A 26,662-nucleotide genomic window follows, 5' to 3' on the forward strand; every position below is an offset into this window, starting at 1 on the left:
AGGGCCGACACCTGCCACGTCCATCGTAACATCGACCTCATACGTGCCCTCAGGAACACACGCGTCTACCATCGACAAGGCTATGCCAGGGGTAGGGTCTACCGTAATGGTAACATCCAAAACAGGAGAAATACATAAATTCGCATCTTGGGCATAAATATCCCAATCCAAGCCAACAGAAGGGTCTAAGGTAAAAGTTGCTCCTTCTGGGAACGAACTTGGTACAGCTGCGCCATCTACAACATATGCATAGGTATATGGGCCTGTTCCCCCACTAGCTCTAACCGTAACCTCTGCATCATCATTACAATTAGCGGAATTTTGACTTATTAAGCTTAACGCTACCGGCGTAGGCTCAGTAATTCTAAACGTAGTGGTTGCCGTACATGATGGTGCGGATGCCTCCCTAACTAGTAAAACATAATCCCCAGGTGGGATTTGATTTACCGTTAAACTCTGAGGGCCTCCTGCCGGGCCTGGACCAATATTTCCTGAATACGTGCCTATGCCCGTAACACTTGTATTTGTTACTGCATTTAAAATTTCCCAATCGATATTGGTTACACCAGCATCATAATTATCCACAGTAAAGGACATTATACCATCATCAGAACCTGTACATGTAATATCTGTTGTACTATCGACCACTGCTGTGATAGTAGATAAAGGTGGTATAACCACTTCTTGATAACTTGTACAAAGATTAATGTTGTCCGTTGCCTCAATAATATAAGTTTGACCAGGGTTTAGTCCATTAAAAGTAGCTTCTTCAGTGGTTGGTCCTGTAGAAATCTCAGCATCTGGTAGCGTTCCCACATCATATATTCTAAAATCATAATCCCCAGAACCTCCAGTTGCGGTAATAATAGCTGTTCCACCAGTAGGGCAATCAGGTGGTGGTATATTTGCTGTTAAAGATAAATAAGGATTAGACCTCACCCTTACCGATCCCAGATCACTTTCACAACCATTGGCATCAACAATTCTTACATAATAATCGCCAAAATCAACCCCATCAAAAGAATGGGTTGTACTGGCAGAAATAGCGGGGTTAGGATCTCCACTATCAAGTACTACAATATTATTGGCACTATCATAAAGCGTATAAGTGAAATTAGCAAAGCCTCCTTGAGTAATAGTTACATCTATACCACCAAGAACATTACCTCCCCCTGGAACATTACTACAGGTAACATCTCTTGAGGTCATACTCGAAAGTATCTGTAACGGTTCATTTACAATGGCGCTTCCGTTAAATTCACAACCCTTACTATCTCTTACGATATAAGGGTAGGTGCCCGCAGACAAGCCAGAATAGGTTGTAGTTGACGTAAAAGCACTGCCATTAAAACTAATGGTATATGGTGCTAATCCGAAATTTGCATCTACATCTATAAATACAGAACCATCTGCTCCTCCAAAACAAGCAACATCGGTTACTACTGGAGTCGCTTGAGGGGTAACGGTAGGTTCAACAATTACTTCATTTGTCCCAATTGTACAGCCTCTAGCATCCGTTATCAAAAATTGGTATGTTCCCGGGGCACTTGCACCATTATAGGTAAATGCATTTCCTACAATTGGTGTTGTTGCTCCATAACCACCTCCATTAAATTGAACTTGATAGGTAGCATACGGCGTGTAACCATTTGCTATGGCCACATCCAAAATGGCATTCCCAGTACACAACAAATCTTGAGTCAACACGGCATTTGCCGTTAATGGTGGTTCAATTGTCTCTGTAATGGTATTGGATGTACAACCGAAAGCATCAGTAACTACAATATTATATGTGTTTGGAGTAAGGTTGGAAACCGTAAACTGATTTCCAATAATAATATTTTGTCCTCCTCCATTAATACTATACGAATATGGTGCCACACCATCTGTAACATCAACGGTCAACGAAGCTTGATCCGTACTATCATAACAATAATCCGAAGTTGCTAAAGTTAACGTTGGTGTAGCTGCCGGGTCTATAATAATCTGTTTTGAATCAATACACCCATTGGCATCCCTCACGTAGATGTTATATGTGCCGGCAGGCACATTGGTAAATTGATTATTGCTGTTGTAAGCATACACAATGGCAGAGCCAACAGTGTTTTCCAATTCGTATTCATAGTTGCCCCAACCGCCAATTGCGGTTACCGTTATGGTAGCATTTTCGATACATGTAACCGGCGTGTTTGTAAAAGTAAAATCTAATGCTACCGCAGGTTCTGCAATTAATGCCGCAGAGGACACATCACAATTTGTAGTATCATCAACAACATTTATTACATAAGTATCCGCAGCCAATCCGGGTACTGAAATAGGTGTTGTTGTATTAATATTATTTGCAGACTGGATAGGGTTTCCTAGACTATCCTCAACCGTATAACTATACGTACTAACAAAATCAGAAACTGTAAATGCAAATTCACCATCACTGTCCCCAACACAAGTCACATTACTAACCAATTGATATAGCACACTAACTTGAGGTATTGGGTTAATGGTATAATCTTCATCTACAGAACATCCCTTGGCATCGGTTACCCTAAAAGTGTATGTGCCTGGTGCTAAGCCAGTAAATATATTGTTATTTGCATTATTGGTTGCACTAATAGCTGGTGCAATAATTTCGTAGGTAAAAGGTCCGTTACCATTGGTGACAGTAACCGTTACATCACTTACTATTGCAGGGCAAGTTGGTGCAGTCTGGACAAATGAAAGATCGGTAGGTTCGTTTAATGGATCTATTACCTCAATACTTGTTGCCGTACAAAGGTTCGCGTCCCTTACAGTTATTGTATATGTTCCATCAGTTAAACCAGTAAAATCTGTAGTGCCAACAAAATTAACACCATCTATACTGTACTCGAATGGGCCAGTACCCCCATTTACATTTGTTACACTTATAGTGGCAGCACCTGTTGTACAATCATAATCTGTAGTGATGCCAGTCGTAAGTGTTAAAGCAGTAGGCTCATTAACTACAGCTGTACCGTTAGTTACACATCCTTTACTGTCGGTAATTGTATAGTTATAAGAACCAGCTGCTAAATCAGTGTATATTTCCTGTGTTGATGGTGCACTGCCGTCGAAGACAATGTTATAAGGCATAGAACCGCCAGATATGTTTAAGTCCACTACTCCATTAGCATCGCCATTACACCTAACATCGGTAATAATAGGAAGGCTTGCAGGTGGTAAAGCAGGTGTTACAATAACTTCATTTGTCTCAATTGTACAGCCTCTAGCGTCTGTTATCGAAAATTGGTATGTTCCTGCGGTACTTGCACCATTATAGGTAAATGTATTTCCTACAATTGGTGTTGTTGCTCCATAACCGCCTCCATCAACTTGTACTTGATAGGTAGCATAAGGTGTATACCCATTAGCAATGGTCACATCGATAATGGCATTTCCTGTACACAAAAGATCCTGGGTTAAAACGGCATTTGCCGTTAATTGTGGTTCTATGGTCTCTGTAATCACATTCGAAATACAACCATAAGCATCCGTCACCTGAATATTGTATGTGTTTGGAGTAAGGTTGGAAACCGTAAACTGATTTCCAACAACAGCGTTTTGACCTCCACCGTTAATGCTGTACGAATATGGTGCCACCCCATCTGTAATATCAATAATCATTGAAGCTTGGTCTATACTGTCATAACAAAAATCTGAAGTTGCCAAAGCTAATGTTGGCGCTACAGCAGGAGCAATGGCTATTGGTCTTGTAACGATGCACCCATTGGCATCCCTGACATAAATATTGTAAGTGCCTGATGGAACATTCGTAAATTCGTTATTATTATTATAAGCGTATACAATTGCGGGGCCAACGGTGTTTTCCAATTCGTATTCATAGTTGCCCCAACCACCCGTTGCCGTAACGGTTATTGTAGCATTTTCAATACATGTAACCGGTGAGTTGGTAAACGTGAAATCTAAAACTGCCGTAGGCTCAGAAATTACCGGGTTAATTGTTGTACTACAGTTTGTTGTATCATCTATAACATTAACCACATACGTATCTGCAGCCAATCCAGGTGCTGAAATAGGTGTTGTGGTATTAATATTAGTTGCAGACTGGATAGGGTTCCCCAAACTATCCTCAACGGTATAGCTATAGGTGCTTACAAAATCAGTTACCGTGAATGTAAATTCGCCGTCGTTGTCCCCTACACAGGTTACATTACTTACTATTTGAGAAACCGCCGTCACCTGATCAATAGGTGCTATCGTATAATCCTCCTCAATAAAACATCCTTTGTCATCCGTTACCCTAAAGGTATAAGTGCCTGGGGCCAGCCCTGTAAAAGTTGCATTATTTACATTATTAACGGCATCCCCTATAGGAGCAACAATTTCATATACAAAATTTAGATTACCATTGGTAACCGCAACCGTTACATCACTCGTTAAAGCCGGGCAAGTAACCGCAGTCTGTGTAAAGGATAGGTCGGTAGGTTCGTTTAATGGGTCTATTACCTGAGTACTTGTTGCCGTACAAAGGTTCGCGTCCCTTACGGTTATGGTATAAGAACCATCTAAAAGGCCTGTAAACGCTGTTGTGCCATCAAAGTTAACACCATCTATACTGTACTCGAATGGGCCAGTTCCACCGTTAACACTGATAACACTTATTGTTGCTGCTCCTGTCGTACAATCATAATCTGTTGTAATGGCAGTACCAAGTACCAAAGCATTTGCCTCATTAACTACAGCTGTGCCGGTAGTTACACATCCTTTACTATCTGTGATGGTATAGTTATATGAACCAGCCCCTAAGTCTGTGTATATTTCCTGTGTTGATGGTGCACTGCCATCAAAGACAATGCTATAAGGTGCCAAACCGCCAGATATGTTTAAATCTACAATTCCATTAGTATCTCCATTACATCTTACATCGGTAATTATTGGAGTACTGGTAGGGGGTAAAGCATCGGTTACAATAACTTCATTTGTTGTAATTGTACAAGATTCATTATCGGTTATAACAAACGTGTATGTACCTGAAGTCGTCGTCGTATACGTAAACGGTATACTTGGGACCGCTGCATTTGCTTGAAAAGAGGCTCCATTTAAAAATACTTCGTAGTTAAAGCTTGGGTTACCTCCTGCAATCGTAATTTCTATTTGGGCATCAGGTGATAAAGTACAATCTAAATCCTTTATTAAACTGGCTGAAGCACTCATGGTAGGAAAAACATCAATTGATGTTGTTGCCGTACAATTTCTACTATCAATTACCTCAATAGTGTAACTTCCTGGGCCTAGTCCTGTAAAATCTACATTGGTTTGGTATGGGCCTCCATTTAAACGATATTGAAAAGGTGCTACACCACCAGAAGTGACATTGGCCGTAAGTATTAATCCTGTTGTGCTGTCATAACACAAACTATTAGCAGTAACCTCCAAAACGGGTGCAACCGTTGGGTTTAAATTAAATGTCTGGGTTATTTCACAGCCTCCCGCGTCACGAACTGTAACCGTGTAATTCCCTGAGGTGTCTGTTAATCCTGTAAAAGAATTCGTGCTCTGTGGACCAGTTACTGACCCTGAAGGATCTTCTAATTCATATTCATATCCACCCCATCCGTCTGTAGCTGTAATTACTACAGAACCGGGTACAGTTCCGGTGGTAGAACAAGTTAAATCTGTTACGTCCAAATCTGAGATAAGAAGTGCCGCTGGTGGAGCCTCTACTGTTACAGAAGCAGTATCTGTGCAATTGGTTGTATTATCCGTTACTGTAATTACATATGTACCAGCACCAAGACCCGCTAATGGAATACTGGTACTAGTTTGCGCCGATGCAGAAAAATTTGCTGGCCCTGTAACGTTATAATCATAGGTGCCTGTAAAATCAGCTACAGTATATGTTATAGAACCATCGGATAAACCAAAGCAAGTAACATTATTATCTAAAGTACCCGTTACACTTATTCTATCAACTGGTGTAATCGTAAAATCTTCTTGAATTGAACAGCCTTTGTCATCTGTTGCCCTAAAAGTATAAGTTCCAGGGTCTAACGCTGCAAAAACATTGGAATTTCCATTATTAACAACATCCCCTGCCGGAGCAATTATTTCATACGTGAAATTAGGATTCCCACCTATCACAGAAACTGTTACATCTGAAGTAAGATCAGGACAATTTGGCGCCGTTGCCACAAAAGTTAAATCTGTGGGTTCATTTAAAGGCAATATTGTTATTGGATCTGTTGGATATGTACATCCAGCTGCATCTCTTACTGTTATGGTATATGTACCATCCGTTAGGTTCTCAAAAAGATTTGCATTTGGTGTCGTATCTGGAATAAAGTTTACCCCATCTATACTGTACTCATATGGTGCCGTTCCACCACTTACATTTTGTGCTTCAATACTACCTTCTTGTAAACACGTATAATCTTGAATTAAGGTTGATGATGCGTCCAAAGGATTAGATGGTGTGGATATGGTATGTTCCTCTTCATAATCACATGCGGCACTGCCTTTTCTTTGGTTGATTACAATTGTATAATCCCCGGCAGGAAGGTTCGGAAAATATCCAGACGCATTGGTGGCCAATTCCACATCGTTTTCATCATATAAGTAGAACGTTAATTGATAGCCATTGTCATCAATTAAGTTAAATTGTATTATACCGGTAGATTCGCCAAAACAAGCTACATCTATAACAGAGGTAGGGTCAAATTCGGCAGCAGGCCTAAACTCAATAGAAACCTCGTTTGAAAATGAGAAGCAATTATTTCTATCTACAACTACAAAGATGTAATCACCTGGGTCAAAAATGTCAAAAATCTGACTTGTCTGAAATTCGGAAGAAGGTATGTCTTGCGGTGTAGGATAGGAAGTTACTGTAACCCCATTGTCATCAACATATTGCCAAATAGCATAGGTATGTGGCGTTTGACCTCCTCCAGAATCCATTAGGATATTCCCTTCCCTACAGGTAATATGCTGTGATACCCTGGCATTTAACTCAAGGTCATTATTATTTACAATAGATACCTGTTCCGTATGTGAACAACCTTCGTCAGTACGAGCAATTACAATATAATTACCTGCCGTTAAACCTGTAAAAGTAAAATTGTTATCCGGTTGGGCAGTTTCAGTATCAATTAGAGTGCCTTGTCCACCATTAGTGCCATCATCTAATCGTAATTCATATTCATAATTTGGATCGGCATTGTTTATTTGTACGTTTATGGAGCCTAAACCATTACAGGTCGCATCCGTTGGCGTTACGGCATAAGTTACATTTCTATCTAAAATTCCAATCTCAGGAGTGCTGAAAACACAAGCACCGTCTATTGGGTTGCCTGATAAGTCCAATTGTGTAACCTCAACTATGTAAGCGCCATTTTCTCCAGTGTTAAAGTCAAAACTTGGGCCATTGTTGGAACTAAAAGGCACCAAGATAGTATTAGTAGCCGCATCTACCAATTGATACCCATACCCATTGCCTAAATTTGTAATTGTAATATTGCCTGGGTCACCACAAACAATATCCTCGTTATTGTATTGTATGTCTAAGGTGTTTTGGAAGACGTTATAATAAAAACGGCTGGTACACCCATTTTGATAGGTTACGGATAAGCGATACTGACCCTCGCTGTTAACGGTATAATTGTTTCCCGTACCCACTTGAGACCATGTACAAGTCAAAGCTTTATTGGCACAGTCATCACCAGAGGGACTACAACTACCTTCGTCTAACTGTTCCCAAACAATACTTTGTGCATCAACAATGTTTACCTGCAACAATTTTGTGTCATTGATACCACATAAAAATAGTTTAGGTAAAAGATCATTGTCAACACTACATTGTACTATTTCGCCTGCAATATCATTAGAAGGGTCTGCGTCAGAGTTAACATCGTTAAAATATTCTATTATGGGATTAGGAATAAGTCCAGAACCATATGGGGTAACCGTAATTATTTCCTTAAAGCCTTTACAGGGATCAGCAACTATCTTATCCACAATATAAGTGCCCACTTGGGTCACTACAATGGTGCTGGGGTCATTGTCCGGGTCTCCATCAGTAATTACAGTGTCGGTAGCATCAAAGGTGTTGTTTCCGTTATCATCCCTTACCCAAATATATTCATCAAAACCATCGCCAGCATTCAAAACTGCGAAACTTCCACATAATTCAACTGTCCTAGCAAAATTACAGTCAGATAGGTCGTCCAGCAAAAAGTTAGTGGCACCAGGTATAATAAAGCCACACGCATTAAAATCTGTAACACTTGGGTCATCGGTTACCATTGCAGAGTTTTCAACGCCTTGATAAGTAGAATAAGCCAAATTCTGAATCAGATCTGAACAAGCATTTATAAAATCGAAACAATTTTCTGCAACTTGAACCCGCATACGAATAGAATACCCTGGGTCATTTTCCTCTATTAGATCATTAGGAATTGTAAAAACCACTTCTCTAGTGGCTGGATTATAAACGTATGTAACCCCTGGAGGGAGTGTAAAGTCGGCTGCGATAAAATCACTACGTCCATCTGGTGGGGAAACATTTACAGGAAGTACGTCCCTTATTGTATAATTGTCTCCATCATCATTACCAATATTTTGATAGGTAAGTACATAATCCAGGGTCTGGCCAAGATTTACACCTTCCCCTGTAATATCAACTCCGCCAGGTGTGTTTACCCTTTTCTCCAAAACAATATTCGGGGCAATTATCTCAACATCAAAAGATGTGAAAAAGATGTCATATTTGTCTTGTGAGGAAGTGGCTCTTAATGTTGCGCTCGTGGCATCATTAGGAATTACATTGTTGAATTGATTATCTATCTCAAACAAATCCATGTCCCACCCTAAGGTGTTGGTACTGTTAGGTGTCCTATCGGTAACCAAGGCATCATCCCTAGTAATATTGGAGTTAAAAAAATTAGTCGCTGGATTAACAGCGTTTGATAATGGCATATAAACCCCAGCGCCAAAAGCGTCTATGGCAAGTCCATCGCCACCAATTCTATTGTCCCCTTCCAAAGCGGCAACACCCATTTTTGCGTTTACAGGAAATGGTGCTGGCAAAGTGGTAAAACCACTAACGGGAATATCTACACTTTCTCCAGATTTAATACCTGCATAACCATCAAAAGTGGTAATGTACCTGCTGCCAGGCAAATTAGGATTCTCATAGACCACGACTAAAGTCCAACCGCCAGATATACCACCAGATATATTACTTCCAGTACTTGCCCTTACATCGGCAACGGTATATTCTCCATTAGGGTCTGAAAGACTTGTTACCAAAGAAGTAACATCTTTATAAGCGGCATAGGGGCTATAATACCCAAAATCTGCATCACCATTTCCGTCAAAAAGAATCTCGTCTGCGGTGATATCTTGGTAAGCCCCACCAGGCATTCTAAATTTTATATCATCAATATTGCTTCTGTCAGAATTGACATAAACTGCAGACCAATACAGACCTGCGTAGCGCACCAATGAACAGGTGGCATCCGGTACCGTTAGTATTGCGCTACTAGAGCTGAACGTTGAGGCATCCCCATCAACATCAATATATTGCATATCAATATTGTCATTATATTCTGAGGAGTTCCCTGTTAAATCATAGGGGTCATTTGGGGTCTGTTCTGGGTAGCAAACCCTATTATTTCTTCTACCCGTACAATAAGGGTCTATCTGTGCGCTTACAATGTTGTTCGCCGCAAAGGTTAGTTCTCCCCTAATATCTGCAGAATAGCGTACATCAAAATCATTTTTGACTTGGGAAAAGGCAGAAAAACTACCCAATAATAACAAACAGGCAATAATTAGGCCTTTGAAGATATTTGATTTCATAGATTCGGTTAGTTTGGTGGTATCCGAAAATTTTAAAATGTTGTACATATGGTGTTCTTAGTTTGGGTTCCTCCGCCAATTCATTTTTTAAGATGTAAAGACGGATTTACTCAATAACAAATATTCACCATACTAAGCACGTGCAAAACTTAATGTTGTAGTATGTGGCTTAGATGTTGTGAAATACACATTAAGAATGGTATGTGTTTTTTCAAAAGACCAACATTTAGTAAGCGACCGAGCGGTCGCTTTTTATTGTAGGGGGTGAAAATTCTGATTTTAAACCAAAAATTTTAGCCCAAAAAATAATTTTTTGGGCTTTAAGCTCTTATTGAATTTCCTCAATTATAATAGGTTTGCTTTTATGCCAAACTGATGTTTTTTAGTCTCTTTTAGGCCATTTGATTTGGATTAACCCTCATAATCCACATTTTGTCATTGTAGGCATCATTTAGTTTGGAATAGTATGAGATAAGTGCATTGTTCCAAGAATTATGTTTCTTTAAATACACATATCTATATTTGTTTTCAGGATTGATAAAATAGCTTGCGCTTAAGCCATATGAGTTTAATAATTTTACAAACCTATTGGCATTGTTAGGATTGGCAAATACATTCGCTATAATGTAATAGCCTGACCCAATGCCATCAATTTCATAATTTTTGGTTTCCGATTGCGTAGCCGCCACTCTATCCTTCTCCATAACATTTTTACGTAAAACACTGGTGTCATATTTAGAGGATTTCTCCTTTAGCTTATTAACGTTTTCAACATAGGCCTCGTTGGTATAGCGATTGTCTACATTCATAATCCACATAGGGCCATTATAAGCGCCATTTAGATTGCTTTCATAGGCCGCAACAGCCTCTTGCCAAGTATCAAACTTGTCCAGATAAACATATTTTAGGCCATTATTGGTGTTATCTATAAAACTTGCGGCAATGCCTTTTGTTTCTAAATCGTTTATAAACTTGTGCATGTATTGGCCCCCTTTATACACATTGGCTACCACATAATAACCATCAGATACGTTTGGTAAGTCCTTAAACTTTCTACTCTTTATTTTATCCTGAACTACCGTATTGGTTCTTTTTTCTGTGGTTGGGGCCCTCTGTGTTGTTGCCGCCAAGGCATCCTTAGCTTTTACCGTATTTTGTATTCGATGCCCTACATCTGCCTTTTTACGTTTGGCCTCTGCCAATGCTTCTGGTTTTGTAGGTTTTTCAACTAGGTTGTTTTGTGACTTAATCGGTATTACAACATCTTTGGCAATTTCATTTTGTTCGGTATTTTGTGGATTGACTTCCCTATCATTTCCCCTATTTCTAGCTGTAAATGCTATATCTGATTGGTCTTCACCTTGAAAAATCGCTTCTGCCCTTTTTTCTAAATCTGGTCTTTCTCCTTGGGTTTCATTACGAACCATGCGCATTACCATCTCAAAACGGCGTTCTAAGTCTCGTTGTCTGTTAGACTCCAAAGAATCTTGCCTAAACATGAGTTCTTCAATAATGGCATCATTTTCTGCAAGTTTCCGTTTTAACTCTTCAATCTCTTCATTGGTTGCCAAGGTATCTGGTTCCAACTCATTTTGAACCAAATCATCTATGTCATCTTCCAACATTACCCTGTCCTCAGTTAAGTTAGGGGTAAAAGAATAGGCAAAGGAAATTTCATGGGTAAGTCCAAAATTATCAAAATTGTTGGACAGACCTTTTTCCATGGTATACCCTAATGAAATTCTTTGGTTCAAATTAAAACCAACACCGGCAGCGGCGCCATAATAACTATCATAGCCACCTTGTATCCATCCCAACTTAGGAAGGTCTAGAATTAAACTACCCCCTAATGTGACATTGTCTTCCTCACCATCAATGCGCACCCTTGCCAATGGCATTAATCTGGCTTGTTCAAATACCCCCGATTGATTTTTAAACTCATGGGTATATTGTAAATGTCCAGAATAGGTTTTGTTGCTAAAATCTGTTAAGGATTCACTGGTCTTTAAATTATAGTCGAATAGGTTTTCTGCGAACATACCCACATCAAACTTGCCATAGGAAAGGTTAAAACCAGGCTGAAAGGATAATAAGTTCTGATCTTGGAAGCCGGCTAAAAATGGGTCTTCCTCAACTGTTGTAGCCCTACCCTCATCAAAACCACTATTGTAGTACGAAAGGTTGGCACCAAAAGTAAAATTGCTTTTATCGCTCAATTTCACTCCATAGGCATAGTTGGCCAAAACACCGTAGTTGCTTAATGCCCCTAATCGTTGCGTATATAAACTCAAACCCAAACCTGTATGATCACTAATTCGCCCACTATAACTCAAAAAGTAATTCTGATTGTTATCGTCAAATTGTACCGATTGGTTTCTGTGTAAAAGGTTTATATAGGACTTATCTTCCCTAACTGTTGAAAAAGTCGGGTTGATCAAGAATCTATTATACTTCAACAAGTTCTGAGATGGCACTTCATACCCAAAATATGGATTATCATCTTGGGCATTGGTCTTTACCAATCCAAGAACAACTAGAAACAATAAGAATAATAAACGGTTAGGTTGCATGGTTTTTTTTAGCGTATTACTGTGATGGTGCCCTGTTTGAGCACTTCACTGGCATTCCGTATTTTATAATAGAATACCATGTTTTGTTTGGTAAATGCGGTCGACGATTGCGGCCAGTTATTCTTATAGTCAAATTCATTAACGATCTCTTCTCCTTGTTCATTGTAAATAATCACGTTAACGTCAGCTTTGTTGGAATATGAATTAGGAATTACCCATTGGTCATTAATTCCATCGCCATTAACGGTTATTACATTTGGAACCTTGAAAGTATCCAATATCGAAACCTCTACCTGTCTTACAATTTCGCAATTATCAATATTGGCAATCAAAGTATACGTCCCAGGTTCTGTAAAAGTCACATTGTCCGATGTGCTCATTTCGGTGTTGGAAGCATCCATCCATCTATATGCTGTTCCGCCTCTAGCGGTAACGGTTTTAGAGGTGCCCTCAGGAATCACAATATCACCAGCTGGATCTAGAGTAATTAGGTTTTGATCCAGGGGAGAAATGATTATCTCGTTAGAAATTAAATCACAGCCATCCTTATCCAAAACCAATTGGTATGTACCCGTATTGGTCACGTTTAAAACAGCCTCAGTAGAGCTCACAGTTGTGCCGTCCAATTGCCACTGGTAACTTTCATTGGTAAGATCAACCGAGGCACTAAGGGTGACTACGTCACTGGCATCGCAATACACGGTACTGGTACTACTAATTATAACTGTTTGATTGGTTAATAATTGTACGGATAAACTATTGGATATTTCATTATAGCTATCAATTGAAGCCTCAACATTATAATTGCCATTCTCTACATTGGACGCAAGGCTTATGCTTTTTCCATTTTGCCCTGTTACTATGGATCCGTCTTTTTTCCATTGATAGGCAAAAGCATTGATTAAATCTGCGGTTACATCCGAAGCAGAGCCATCAGTAGCAATTGCATTGATTATGGCAACCTCTAAAACAACATCGGTATTTGAACACGCGGTATAAGTCCCAGAATAGTCAAGTCCAATTTCAAAAGATACAGGTGAAACTGCAATCGTGGTATCAGAATTTTTACTTGTTATGGCACAACTACCCCCAGTTTGTGTAATCTCGGCATAGTAACTTCCATCTTGGTTAATATCCAACGTGTTGTTCGTTTGACCGGCAATTTCAATGCCATTTCTAAACCATTTATAGGTTGGTGTGTTTGCCGAAGTACTTACTGATAAGGTCTGTGTTTGTGATGGTAGTACCACAACATTATCAGGATTGTCTCTGGTTACTGTAAATGCATCTGCATTGGTCATGGTCACTGCGGCAGATTTTTCTGTACAGATACTGCTTCCAGAAATTTCAACGGCATAATCTCCTTCAAATCCACTATTAGAAGCGTTCACTGTATAAGAAGTTCCAATGGCTCCAAGGATTTCTACACCATCCTTGTACCACTGATAACTCCAACCTGTGTCAGTAACGCTTATGGTTAAGGTTTCCGTGTCTGTACTACAAAGTGATGTTTTAGTAGGTGCGTTTATGGCAATGCCGGTACCTGAGCCGCCAACAGTAACATCAACTATATTGGAGTCCGTATTACCAGAACCTGTACATTCAGGACCATAATCTATATATGCATTATACATACCACTTTGCGTAACTTCTAAGGTATGTCCTGTTTCGCCGGTTAATTGGGTTCCACTTTTAAACCAGATATACTGATATGTTTCTGGGTTTGCAATATTGTCGACACGTAATGTTACAGGACCTGTACTGCAGACACTGCCAGGAGGAACGCCATTACCAAGTTCACTTATGTTCAAGTTGGTCGTTACATCCATGTAATACATGCTGTAAGCTTGTGACACCGTGCCAATTTTTACAGGATCGGTACTACGTACACGCATTCTATAGCCTTGTCCCCGTGTAGTAGTAGGTATCGCAAAACTGGCCAGAAAATTTTGTTCCGAGTTCTTGTCCGTTATCGTTGCCAAGATTTCAGGTGAGGAAAAATCACCAGAGGCGTCTGATAATTCCAAAATAAACTCATTGGAAGCATTCGCTGTACCCGCCCAAGTAATATCAACAAAGTATTCGTTAAACCCGCCATTACCAGCACATACGGCACCCCATGCCGAAACTCCTGAAAGGTTGGGGTTGTCCGCAGGTTCAGGTGCGTTAATAACAATAGCTTGGCCACTAAGCTGTAAACAGCTCATTAGTAAGGCAATTAGCGTAAGTGTGTTAAAGTAAAGTGTTTTCATAGTAAGTGAGATTTGGGGCCCCATGTGTTCATGAATGTTGTAGGTCGTTTCATTTAAACCTTGTGTTCAACACAAATATGCTATATATAACGCGTGTAGTGAATTTAATGTTGTACAGCTGTTTAATTCTGTTGTGAAAAGCCATTTATCTTAGGTATATGTTTTTTAAACTGCAGTATTACGGCAATTTTGCTACTTTTGTAGCTTCTAAAAATTGCATATGGAAGAGACCACGAAGTCTTTAAATTTTATTGAACAAATTGTTGAGGAAGACCTTCAAAAAGGATATTCCAAAGATGAGTTGCGATTCCGTTTTCCACCAGAACCAAATGGATATTTACACATTGGGCATGCAAGTTCTATTTGCTTGAATTTTGGCCTTGGCCTTCGTTATGATGCCCCGGTAAATTTGCGTTTTGATGATACCAATCCAGCAAAAGAGGAACAAGCGTTTGTAGATGCCATTAAACGTGATGTTGAATGGCTTGGCTTTAAATGGGATACCGAACGGTACGCGTCGGATTATTTTCAACAACTTTATGATTGGGCGGTTGAATTGATTAAAAAAGGAAAGGCCTATGTAGACAACCAATCTTCTGAGGAAATGGCGCGTCAAAAAGGGACTCCAACAGAGCCGGGGACTGCAAGTCCAAACAGGGAAAGATCTGTAGAGGAAAACTTGGCGCTTTTTGAAGCAATGAAAAATGGGGAATTCGAAGAAGGGAGCCATGTGCTTCGCGCAAAAATTGATATGGGTTCCTCTAACATGTTAATGCGCGACCCTATTATGTATCGCATTTTACACAAAGCACACCACAGGACAAATACCGATTGGTGTATTTACCCTATGTATGATTGGACGCATGGTGAAAGTGATTATATAGAACAAGTATCCCATTCCTTTTGTACTCTGGAATTTGCGATGCACCGTGAGCTTTATGATTGGTTTTTGGATCAGGTATACGACGTAAACAAAACTAGGCCTAAACAGCGAGAATTTGCCAGAAGAAACTTAAGCCATACGGTAGTAAGTAAACGAAAATTGGCACAATTGGTTGAGCAAAATGTAGTTAATGGGTGGGACGACCCCCGCATGCCCACAATTTCCGGTCTACGAAGAAGGGGATACACTCCCGAATCTATTCGGAATTTTGCGGATACCATTGGAATTGCCAAACGAGAGAACTTAATCGATGTTTCCCTGTTGGAATTTCATGTACGTGAACACCTCAATAAAATTACACCACGGGTGATGGGTGTTTTAGACCCCTTGAAATTGGTAATCACCAATTATCCTGAAGGTGAAGAAGAATGGTTAGAGGCGGAAAACAGTCCCGAAGACGAAGCTCTAGGCTACCGAGAAATACCGTTTTCACGTGAATTGTATATTGAGAAAGATGATTTCAAGGAAGAAGCCAACAAAAAATTCTTTCGTTTAAAACTTGGTGGAGAAGTGCGCCTTAAAAACGGCTACATTATTAAAGCTGAGAGCTGTACAAAAGATACCGATGGGAATATTATAGAAGTGCAATGTACCTACGACCCGAAAAGTAGAAGTGGTAGCGGCACTCCTGAAAGTTTGCGTAGGGTAAAAGGAACCTTACATTGGGTTTCCATAAAGCATGCTATCCCAGCCAAAATACGTTTATATGACCGTTTGTTTTTAGATGAGAGTCCGGACACGCACAAAGACAAGGATTTTATGGAGTTCATTAACCCCAATTCCCTAGAAGTAATCACAGGATATGTTGAGCCTAGCTTAAAAGATGCCAAGGTAGAAGAACGTTTTCAGTTTCAAAGGATGGGATACTTCTGTGTAGACCCAGATACCACATCAGACACATTAGTTTTCAATAAAACAGTAGGTTTACGTGACTCTTGGGCAAAAATTCAGCAGAAAAACTAAATATTCCACATAAAAAATCCGCCTAGAGCAATTAAAAACTTGTTTTAGGCTGATTTTGTTTTACAATAGTACTTTGCTATTTCTTACTGTTTGTGTTTTTAGGATTTGTTTTCTTCATTTGCTCGCCAATCATGTTACTTGCAGTAAATGACGCCACCATATTATTCAACATATCACTACCTGCCTGTGGTGAATTTGGCAATAATATTAAATTGGTATTGGTTTCCTCGCCAATACTCTGTAAAGTATCATAGTGTTGCGTAACCACTATTAATGCGGAGGCTTCCTGAGAATTAATGCCCACTTTGTTCAACACCTCAACAGACTCCTCTAGACCACGGGCAATTTCCCTACGCTGATCCGCTATACCTTGCCCTTGTAAACGTTTACTTTCTGCTTCTGCCTTCGCTTTTTCCACAATTAAAATACGCGCTGCATCACCTTCAAATTGAGCGGCAATTTTTTCGCGCTCTGAAGCATTGATACGATTCATAGCAGCTTTTACCTGTGCATCAGGGTCTATATCCGTTACTAAGGTCTTTATAATATCAAAACCATAATCCAGCATGGCATCATTAAGTTCTGCCTTAACTGCCAGAGCAATATCATCTTTCTTAACAAAGACATCGTCGAGCTTCATTTTTGGTACTTCGGCACGTACCACGTCAAAAACATAGGAGGTAATCTGATCGTGCGGATAGTCCAATTTATAAAACGCATCATACACCTTATCCTTGATAACCTTGTACTGTACGGACACTTTTAGGCGGACAAACACATCATCTAAGGTCTTTGTTTCTATGATTACATCCAATTGCTGGATCTTAAGACTCAATTTACCGGCTATACGTTGTACAAACGGAATTTTAAACTGCAATCCTGATTGCCTAATGCTACTGAACCTGCCAAAAGTTTCAATTATAGCGGCAGTTTGTTGTTTTACTATGAAAACAAATGACAGCATAATAAAGAAAATAAAAATAAAAATCGGAATCCAAATAAAGGCACCCATGATGTTATGTTTTTAGTTATTGCTTCAATGTACAAAATCGTACGCTTACAATTGGTCTTGAGTCTCATCAATTTGTTACAGTATCCTTTTCTTTTAATACACAATAACCCTTATAGTTCAACTTTACTTATCTAGAACGGTACACTGACAAGTTAACGCCTGAAAAATAGGTCGTTATAAAATATCTTGATTGGTATTTTTGTTTAAATAGAGTGCAGCCCAACTCAAATTGTTTGCTGGTGTAACGCACCGTTATACTAAAAAAGACCTCTCAATTACAGAAACCAGAAAATATGGCATCCCCTGTTTCTTAATGGAAAAACCATTTTGCCATTTAAGGGTAGATAGAAAATTTTGGAGCCCAACATACTCTTAGTAGAAAACAAACATGAAGGGTATCCAAACTTAGAAGATACAGGCCGTATCTGAATGAAAATCTATAAGGCAAATCCAACTTCTAACCTCCCTTTTGAAAAAGCAACAGGCTCCTTTTTCCATGCTTAATATGTTACTAAAAAAGTCTGATTTGTAGGTGTTTACACATAAACCTATGTCGAAGACACATAAATTCTTCTATAAATACAGAAAAATTCCTACTTTTCTTTATCTCTCGTTATGATTGTGCGAAGACACCCCATGTATGGAAAATAAATCAAATTCATCACACCGTTCCAAATCACCATATAAGACTGTAGATATTTTAGTCATGGTGTGTATATTAGGAATATTATTGCTCACTATCACCTACGCTTGTTCATAGCAATTATCAAAAATTAAACATCAGATAGTTTATGGGCAAAGCCCATTTTGAACTTGTTTTCCATTAACCAAATACTGTAGTATACCAATTATGATTTTTTAGTTTTGTCCCTATAAAACTTACCCTAGCAACAAAATCTACTCTTATGCCCAAAATAGACTGAACACTTTCAATACTCATAGGATAGATGGTAAAACTCATTATGTTGTTAACAAAATACCATATGCCTCTTAAAAATAGTGGATATTCAATTGATGGCTCATGACTTCTTTTGGTTTGATGTTCAAAGCATAATTTTTTTATTTTTATAACGTATGCGAACTTTTAAACTAATATACAAACCATGAGCAGCCCAAATAGTAAAGTTGACGCCTATTTAACTAATGGGTGCGGACGGTGTTCGCTATATAAAACTCCAGCATGTAAAGTACATACTTGGCAAGAAACGTTGACACATTTAAGACGTTTGGTTTTGGAATGTGGGCTGACTGAAGAACTAAAATGGTCTCAACCCTGCTATACAAGCCAAAACATTAATATTTTATTGGTTACGGCTTTCAAAAATTTTGCGACGTTGGCTTTTTTTAAGGGAGCGCTTTTAAGTGACAATTACAACTTGCTTGTAGCGCCAGGAGAAAATTCACAAGCAATGCGTCAACTTCGTTTCACTGGACCAAAGCAGGTAATGGATCAAGAAAACATCATAAAACAATATATATTTGAAGCTATTGAAGTGGAAAAAGCAGGTTTGAAAATAGAGTTCAAGAAACAGCCGGAATCTATTCCCGAGGAGTTGGTACAACAATTTAAGAAACAACCCGACCTAAAAACCGCTTTTGAAAATTTGACCCCTGGCAGACAACGAGGTTATCTTTTGCATTTTTCACAGCCTAAGCAATCCAAAACACGTACTACTCGAATAGAAAAATATGCGCCCCTAATTCTTAACGGCCAAGGCATGCACGATGTTTATAAATCCAAAAAATGAAAGCGGCAATTAGGAGGAGTTATGGTGGTCCTGAGATGATTGTTGTAGAAAGTTGTGAGGTTCCAGTGCCCAAGGATAATGAAGTGCTTGTAAAGGTACACGCAACTACCGTAAACCGGACAGATTGTGCCAACCTTACGGCAAAACCCTTTATTATGACGTTTATTATTGGTTTGTTGAAACCAAAAAAGCCTGTTTTGGGAACCGATTTTGCCGGGGAAATCATTGCTGTTGGAAAAAATGTTATCACTTACAAACCCGAGGATAAGGTATTTGGTTTTACAGATACCAGTAGTCAATCCCAGGCCACACATTTGGTTACAACACAGGAACATGTGTTTCTTATACCAAAAAATTGTTCCTTTAAACAGGCTGCGGCAAGTTTAGAAGGGGCACACTACGCCTATACCTTTCTCCACAAGTCTACTATAAAAAACGGTCAAAGTATCCTAATCAATGGTGTTGCCGGAGCTATAGGATCAGCACTTTTGCAATTTGTAAGACAGTATGATGTTTCTATTACAGCGGTTTGTAACACAAAAAACATTGCTCTGGTAAAATCCCTTGGAGCTGACAAAATATATGATTTCACAAAAGAGGATTTCACAAAAGATAAGCGGTTGTATGATTTTATCTTTGATGCCGTTGGAAAAAGTAGGTTTAGTAAGTGCAAACCCCTGCTTAAACAAAATGGTGTTTATATTTCCTCGGAGCTTGGACCCTATGCAGAAAATATTTTTTACTCGCTTTTTACGCCTTTATTTAACTCTAAAAAAGTTATGTTCCCCATACCATATAGTACCAAAAAAACAATTCCATTTATTAGCAATGCTTTAGAAAATGGTATTTTTAGACCAGTAATTGATAGGGAGTATGGCCTAGAGGAAATTGCGGAAGCCTATACCTATGTTTTAGCTGGCAAAAAAACAGGAAATGTTATCATAAACATGCCCGATATTTAATTTCCAATATGGGTTACTAGCTGATTTTATGTGTTACGATATAAAAACAAGTTTGGAGGCCCAGTTAAAAAGGGCCAAAAGAAGAAATGACCTCAAGGCTATAGAGGAAATCATTGAAAAATTAGCTCCGTTAACGGATTTGCCCATATATCATTCCTCCGGTTTTAATCACCCTGAAGTTTTAATTTATACAGACAGGTCGCCAGATTTTCCAGAAGTGGCCACTTGGGGGCTTGTCCCATATTGGGTAAGGGACAATGAACAACGCAAAGAACTGTGGAACAACACACTCAATGCAAGAGGGGAAACCATTTTCGAAAAGCCTTCTTTTAGAACCGCTGCACGGAACAATAGATGTGTTATTTATGTTGACGGGTTCTATGAGCACTATTATAAAGAAGGGAAAACCTTTCCTTTTTTTATCTATCATAAAAATAAAGAGCCACTAGCTTTAGCCGGTCTATGGAGCGAATGGCACGACCCTGAAAGCCGTGGGCTTATAAATACGTTTACCATTGTTACCACCAAGGCGAACAAGTTGATGGAACGTATACACAATAATCCAAAAATAAAGGAATCACGAATGCCCTTAATTTTGCCTACTGAACTGGAAGAAAAATGGCTAAACCCCATTATGGATGATTTAGATATTGCTGCAGTTCAAGAATTGATTCAGAAGTATCCAGAGGGTGAACTAATTGCCCACCCAGTTGCCGGGCTAAGGGGGAAAACATATCAGGGTAATGTTGAGGGTATTTCCAAAATGGTTAATTACCATGAGCTAACTGAGCTACCATAACCAACTACCCAAATTTTTCGATAGCGGTTGTAATCCTCTCAATACTTTGATCCTTACCAATCATTCCCATGATATCAAAAATATGAGGACCTTTCATATCGCCCACTAAAATAAGTCGTAAAGGAGGCATCACCTTACCAAAAGATAATTCCTGTTCGGAAATCCAAGATTTTACAATCGTTTCTACATTAGACGATGAAAAATCGGATATATCCTCTAACACCGGTATTAGTTTCTGCATTATATCAGAAGTTTCATCCTTCCATTGTTTATTGGCTGCTTTTTCATTGTATGTGCTTGGTGCCACAAAGAAATAATCGCTCAATTCCCAAAAATCGGACACAAAAGTAGCCCGCTCTTTTATCATGGAAACTACCTTGATGATATATTCATTAGAAAATGTAATCGCATTCCCAATGGTCTTTTCTGAAACTTCCGTTTCAAATAAATTTGCCAGTTCATTGTTGGTTTTTAGCTGTAGATAATGATGGTTGTACCATTTCGTCTTATCGGGGTCAAACCTAGCGCCAGACTTGTTTACCCGCTCCAAAGAAAAGGTGTCCACAAGCTCTTGCAGGCTAAAGATTTCTTGCTCCGTGCCAGGGTTCCATCCCAATAAAGCCAAGAAATTTATCACGGCTTCAGGAAAGTAACCCGATTCCCTATACCCCACGGATTCGTTCCACGAGAGAGGAAAGACGGGGAAGCCGCCCTTTTCGCCATCCCTTTTACTTAATTTTCCTTTCCCAACGGGTTTCATAATTAATGGTAAGTGGGCAAATTCTGGTGCTTGCCAACCAAAAGCATTATATAATTGTTGGTGTAGGGCCAAGGAAGGCAACCATTCCTCACCACGGATAACATGGGAAATTTCCATAAGGTGGTCGTCAACAATATTGGCCAAATGATAGGTAGGCATGCCATCACTTTTAAACAATACCTTATCATCCAAAATATTGGTGTCAATCTCAATATCTCCACGTATGATGTCCTTTAAATGCAGTTTTTCATTGGGGGGGGTTAAAAACCGAATTACAAAATCCTCGCCAGAAGCCAAGCGTTTTTCAACTTCCTCAGGCATCATGGACAAAGAATTATCCAATTTTAATCGGTTGTGCCAATTGTATATGAAGGTTTTACCTTTAGCCTCATGGTCTTTTCGGTGAAAGTCAAGTTTTTCTGCAGTATCAAATGCGTAATAGGCTTTCCCTTTTGTAATTAAGTCATCGGCATACTCTTTATACAAATGCTTTCGCTCGCTCTGTCTATATGGACCAAAACCGCCATCCTTGCCTACTCCTTCATCAAAAGGGATTCCGCACCAGTTTAGGGAATCTATTATATATTGCTCTGCGCCTTCAACATATCTATTTTGATCAGTGTCCTCAATTCTAAGAACAAATTCACCACCATGCTTTTTAGCGAATAAATAATTAAAGAGTGCAGTGCGCACACCTCCAATGTGCAATGGACCTGTAGGGCTGGGCGCAAATCTTACGCGAACGTTTTTTGTCATGCAGCAAAGGTATAAAAAGCACGGTTGGCTAAAAAGCACCGTATGCGTATTCCTGATATTTTTAACAATGCCTTTAATGCCTAGATAATACGTGGGTTTAAAAAAGACCGTTTAACCGCTTTTAACAAATATTTCTATTCAAAAAAATACAATTACTCCTATCTTGGTATATAAAAAACGCATTTGCAGTCCTATAACAACATTTTAAGCAAACTAAACGACTTTGTACGTAAACATTATACCCAAAAACTAATTAAGGGAATACTACTTTTTTTTGCTTTTGGAGTATTGTTTTTTTTAGCGGTTATGGGCGTTGAGTATGCGCTTTGGCTAAGTTCGGCTGGCAGGTTGGTGTTATTACTTATGATTATAAGTGTTGAATTGTTTTTTTTGTTCAAATATATTTTAACCCCACTATTTTATTTGTTTAGAATAAAAAGAGGCATCACATCCAAGGATGCCGCGATAATGATTGGCAAACATTTTCCTGAAGTAGGGGATAAGCTCCTTAATTTATTAGACCTTGCCAATCACGAAAAAAAATCTGAACTTTTATTGGCAAGCATTAAACAACGTTCAGAACAATTGAATCCCATTCCGTTTAAGAACGCCATTACCTATAAAGATGCATACAGATATGCCAAATATGGAACAGTGCCACTACTCATTATCCTCACCTTATGGCTTTCTGGTAATTGGAGTTCATTTTTTGGCTCATACGAACGCGTAGTCAACTATGATTTAGCCTATGAACCCCCAGCCCCTTTTACTTTTGAGTTGCTTTCCCGCGATTTAAAAGTGATAGAAAGCAAGACCTTTACGTTTCAAGTCACCACAAAAGGAGCTGTAAAACCAGAACAGGTATATATTGTGCTTGATGGAAAAGCAATTCTATTAGAGGAAAAGAATAGCATATATCAATATACCTTATCCCCACCACTAACCAGTGTTACTTTTAATTTTAAGGGAAACGAGGTTGTTTCCAAACCCTATCAGCTAACTGCTCTAAAAGTGCCAACAATTGTAGATTTTAAGGTTTCATTAGACTATCCGTCTTACATCAAAAAACCAAACGAAATTCTAAAAAGCACCGGGAATGTGATAGTGCCAGAAGGCACAAAAGTAACATGGGAAATTATAAGCGAAGACACCGATCAAGTTCAACTAGTTTGCACAGATACTGTCATAAGTTTTCTAAAAACACTGAACAGCTTTGAACATAGTAAAAGAATATATTCCAACTTAAACTATGAGTTAACAACTTCAAACAAGAATATTGCAGATTTTGAACGGTTGGCATACAAATTAAAAGTTATCAAAGATGCTTTTCCCGCTATTAAAGTGGATCAGGTTTTAGACTCCTTAAATCCCAATGTTTCTTATTATACCGGCGAAGCTTCCGATGATTATGGCTTACAAAAAATAGACGTGGTGTATTATGAAACCAATAACGAAGAACAAGCGCAACGAATTTCACTTCTATCACCAGAAAATAATTTTAGTCAGTTCTACTATACCTTTCCATCTGGGATGGACATTGATGCTGGAAAAAACTATGAATTTTATTTTGTAGTAACTGATAATGACGCCCTACATGGTGGTAAAATCACTAAAAGTCAGGTCTTTAAACACACATTATTAGATAATAACCAACTGAAAAACAAAGAGTTACAAACACAAGAGTCCTTATTAAACGAGCTAGACAAATCTTTAGAAAGAGCAAAAGAACAAAAGGATGTCTTGGAACAAATAAACACGGAACAAAAAGAAAAATCCACTTTAAACTTTAACGATAAAAATCAGGTAAAGGATTTTCTTAAGAAACAAGAACTCCAAGAACAATTGATGCAAAAGTTTAGTAAAGAGCTAAAAGAAAATTTACAAAAAAGCAACAAAGACGATACGCTAAACCAGTTATTACAAGAACGATTGGAGCGACAAGAAATAGAGGCCAAAAAGAATGAGCAATTATTGGACGAGCTAAATAAGATAGCTGATAAAATAAACAAGGAAGAACTAAGCAAGCGACTTGAAGATTTGGGTAAGAAACAACAAAATTCTGAACGTAGTCTGGAACAGTTGGTTGAGCTTACCAAGCGTTATTATGTTACTGAAAAAGCTGCACAATTGGCAAAGGATTTAGAAAAACTAGCTGAAAAACAAGAAATATTGTCTGAGTTAAACTTAGAGTCCGACTTTTTAGAAAAAGAACAGGGGAAAATGAACTCCAACTTTGATGAAATAACGAAAGAATTAGACGAGCTGGAGAAAGACAACAATGATTTAAAAAAGCCAATAGAGTTAAAGATAGATCAATCTAAGATAAAAGGCGTCCAAAAAAATCAAGAAGAAGCCCTTGAGCAAATTAAAAAACATGTTGGAAAAGAGCAGTCTTTGGAATCAGAAGAAAGCGAAAAACAAGCTGCTTCAGCTAAAGGAAAACAAAAAAACGCCGCACAAAAGATGAAAGAAATGAGCGAAGAATTAAGTCAATCTTCTTCTGGCGGGGATGGAAGTTCTTCTACGGCAGAAGATGCTGAAATGTTGCGCCAGATTCTAGATAACTTGATTATTTTCTCATTTAAGCAAGAACATTTGTTTGATAAGCTTAGCGAACAACAAGAAGAAGACGTTTCTCAATATTCCAAAACTGTCCGAGATCAAAAGGAATTGCGGGGTTTATTTGAGCATGTAGATGATAGTCTTTTTTCGCTTTCTTTGCGTCAAGCAGAACTGTCAGAATTTGTTAATGAACAAATTACAGAAGTCTATTATAACATTGACAAGTCCTTGGAAAGTATGGCCGAAGGACAAATATATCAAGGAGTATCATATCAAAAATATGTATTGACAGCTTCAAACAGCTTAGCAGATTTTTTAGCTACTGTTCTAGAGAATATGCAAGAAAGTATGCAAATGGGCAAAGGCTCAGGTGAAAGCCAGGGTGGTTTTCAATTACCAGATATTATACAAGGGCAAGAATCTTTGGGAGAGAAAATGGGCAACTCAGGGAAGTCTGGCAAAGAAGGGAAGTCTGGAGGAAAAGGAGAAGGAAAAAAAGGACAATCTGGTTCAGAGGGTAAAGGTGAGGGTGAACAAAACAGCAATGGTGCTAAAGAAGGCAGAAATAGCCAGGGTGAAGATGGTACTAATGGAACAGGCAGAAATGGCGAGGGCCAAGATAGTGGGGGAGGTGGAAACGGTAACAATACTGGGCAAGGGGGTTTATCCGAAAATGACCTAAAGGAAATCTATGAGATTTATCAAGAACAACAGCGTTTGCGCCAAGCATTGGAGGAACAGCTAGAAAACATGCTTAATTCTGGAGATAGAAAATTAGGGGAAAAGCTTGTGAAACAAATGGAAGATTTTGAAAACGACCTCTTGGAAAATGGCATTACGCAGCGCACGATAACTAAGGCAAATAACATACAATACGAGTTGCTTAAATTAGAAAATGCCGCGTTAAAGCAGGGTAATAAATCTGAACGCGAAAGTAATAGCAATAAAAAGGACTTCAACAATCCAATTACCACTAAACCCTCATTATTAGATAATTATCGTAATGAGGTGGAAATTTTAAACAGACAAGCCTTACCTTTGCGCCAAAATTTTCAAAACAAAGTGAAAGAATATTTTAAAACCAATGATTAATTTTCATTACGAGACCAGATTTGAAATTAAAGATTCCAATAAACACGAAGTCTGGCTTAACAAGATTTGTGATTCGGAATCATTTGAATTAGGAGATTTGAATTATATTTTCTGTGATGACGAATATTTGTTAGACATCAATAAAAGATATCTACAACATGACACCTATACAGACATTATCACTTTTGATTATACTACAGGCAAAACACTATCTGGAGATATCTACATTTCAATAGAACGGGTAAAGGAAAATAGCCTACAGTTTAATGTGTCTTTTGAAAACGAATTATTAAGGGTGATGGCTCACGGTATTTTACACTTAATGGGCTATAAGGATAAAGACGAAAAACACGTTGCAGAAATGCGCGCTAAGGAAGAAGAAAAAATAAAACTGTTCCACGTGGAACAATAG

11 protein-coding genes are annotated in these 26,662 nt (G+C 38.7%); 6 read left to right on the plus strand and 5 right to left on the minus strand.

The features are described 5' to 3' along the window. The 3 genes from ACOCEA_RS04600 to ACOCEA_RS04610 form a co-directional block, all read right to left on the minus strand. On the minus strand, window positions 1-9,831 hold a 9,831-nt coding region (locus tag ACOCEA_RS04600), incomplete at its 3' end, for a beta strand repeat-containing protein (protein WP_420755037.1). Between the two features lie 392 nt (window positions 9,832-10,223). Further along, window positions 10,224-12,401 carry a PorP/SprF family type IX secretion system membrane protein gene (locus ACOCEA_RS04605; RefSeq protein WP_420755038.1) on the minus strand — a complete coding sequence of 726 codons (2,178 nt, stop codon included), beginning with the start codon at window positions 12,399-12,401 and terminating at the stop codon, window positions 10,224-10,226. An 8-nt stretch (window positions 12,402-12,409) separates the two neighbouring features. Next, complete coding sequence (locus ACOCEA_RS04610) at window positions 12,410-14,653, minus strand: T9SS type B sorting domain-containing protein (protein WP_420755039.1); 2,244 nt, start codon at window positions 14,651-14,653, stop codon at window positions 12,410-12,412. 220 nt (window positions 14,654-14,873) lie between these two features. Between ACOCEA_RS04610 and ACOCEA_RS04615 the strand changes: the two genes are divergently transcribed. Further along, complete coding sequence (locus tag ACOCEA_RS04615; protein WP_420755040.1) at window positions 14,874-16,559, plus strand: glutamine--tRNA ligase/YqeY domain fusion protein; 1,686 nt, start codon at window positions 14,874-14,876, stop codon at window positions 16,557-16,559. Between the two features lie 76 nt (window positions 16,560-16,635). Here the strand turns inward: ACOCEA_RS04615 and ACOCEA_RS04620 are convergent, their stop codons facing one another. Further along, entirely contained in the window at window positions 16,636-17,571 is a 936-nt protein-coding gene (locus tag ACOCEA_RS04620; protein WP_420755041.1) for an SPFH domain-containing protein, read from the minus strand. A gap of 1,103 nt (window positions 17,572-18,674) precedes the next feature. Between ACOCEA_RS04620 and ACOCEA_RS04625 the strand changes: the two genes are divergently transcribed. Genes ACOCEA_RS04625 through ACOCEA_RS04635 form a run of 3 tightly spaced genes read left to right on the plus strand, consistent with a single transcriptional unit; the run spans window position 18,675 to window position 21,080 of the window. Beyond that, window positions 18,675-19,319: a YdeI/OmpD-associated family protein gene (locus ACOCEA_RS04625; RefSeq protein WP_420755042.1), complete on the plus strand. Its 645-nt coding sequence runs from the start codon at window positions 18,675-18,677 to the stop codon at window positions 19,317-19,319. Further along, on the plus strand, window positions 19,316-20,281 hold the full coding sequence (locus ACOCEA_RS04630) for an NAD(P)-dependent alcohol dehydrogenase (protein ID WP_420755043.1): 966 nt from the start codon (window positions 19,316-19,318) through the stop codon (window positions 20,279-20,281). Before ACOCEA_RS04625 ends, ACOCEA_RS04630 begins: the two co-directional genes overlap by 4 nt. A 28-nt stretch (window positions 20,282-20,309) precedes the next feature. Then, window positions 20,310-21,080, plus strand: a complete 771-nt coding sequence (locus ACOCEA_RS04635; protein ID WP_420755044.1) for an SOS response-associated peptidase — start codon at window positions 20,310-20,312, stop codon at window positions 21,078-21,080. Window positions 21,081-21,084: 4 nt separating this feature from the next. On the opposite strand, the gene gltX is transcribed toward ACOCEA_RS04635, so the two are convergent. Further along, window positions 21,085-22,596 carry a glutamate--tRNA ligase gene (gltX, locus tag ACOCEA_RS04640; protein WP_420755045.1) on the minus strand — a complete coding sequence of 504 codons (1,512 nt, stop codon included), beginning with the start codon at window positions 22,594-22,596 and terminating at the stop codon, window positions 21,085-21,087. 183 nt (window positions 22,597-22,779) lie between these two features. On the opposite strand from gltX, the gene ACOCEA_RS04645 reads away from it, so the two are divergent. Together ACOCEA_RS04645 and ybeY are read left to right on the plus strand one after the other, a co-directional pair. Further along, on the plus strand, window positions 22,780-26,250 hold the full coding sequence (locus ACOCEA_RS04645) for a coiled-coil domain-containing protein (RefSeq protein ID WP_420755046.1): 3,471 nt from the start codon (window positions 22,780-22,782) through the stop codon (window positions 26,248-26,250). Continuing rightward, complete coding sequence (ybeY, locus tag ACOCEA_RS04650) at window positions 26,243-26,662, plus strand: rRNA maturation RNase YbeY (RefSeq protein WP_420755047.1); 420 nt, start codon at window positions 26,243-26,245, stop codon at window positions 26,660-26,662. The genes ACOCEA_RS04645 and ybeY overlap by 8 nt, the downstream gene beginning before the upstream one ends.

Origin of the sequence: Maribacter luteocoastalis (assembly GCF_048890225.1) — a bacterium.
Lineage (GTDB): Bacteria > Bacteroidota > Bacteroidia > Flavobacteriales > Flavobacteriaceae > Maribacter > Maribacter luteocoastalis.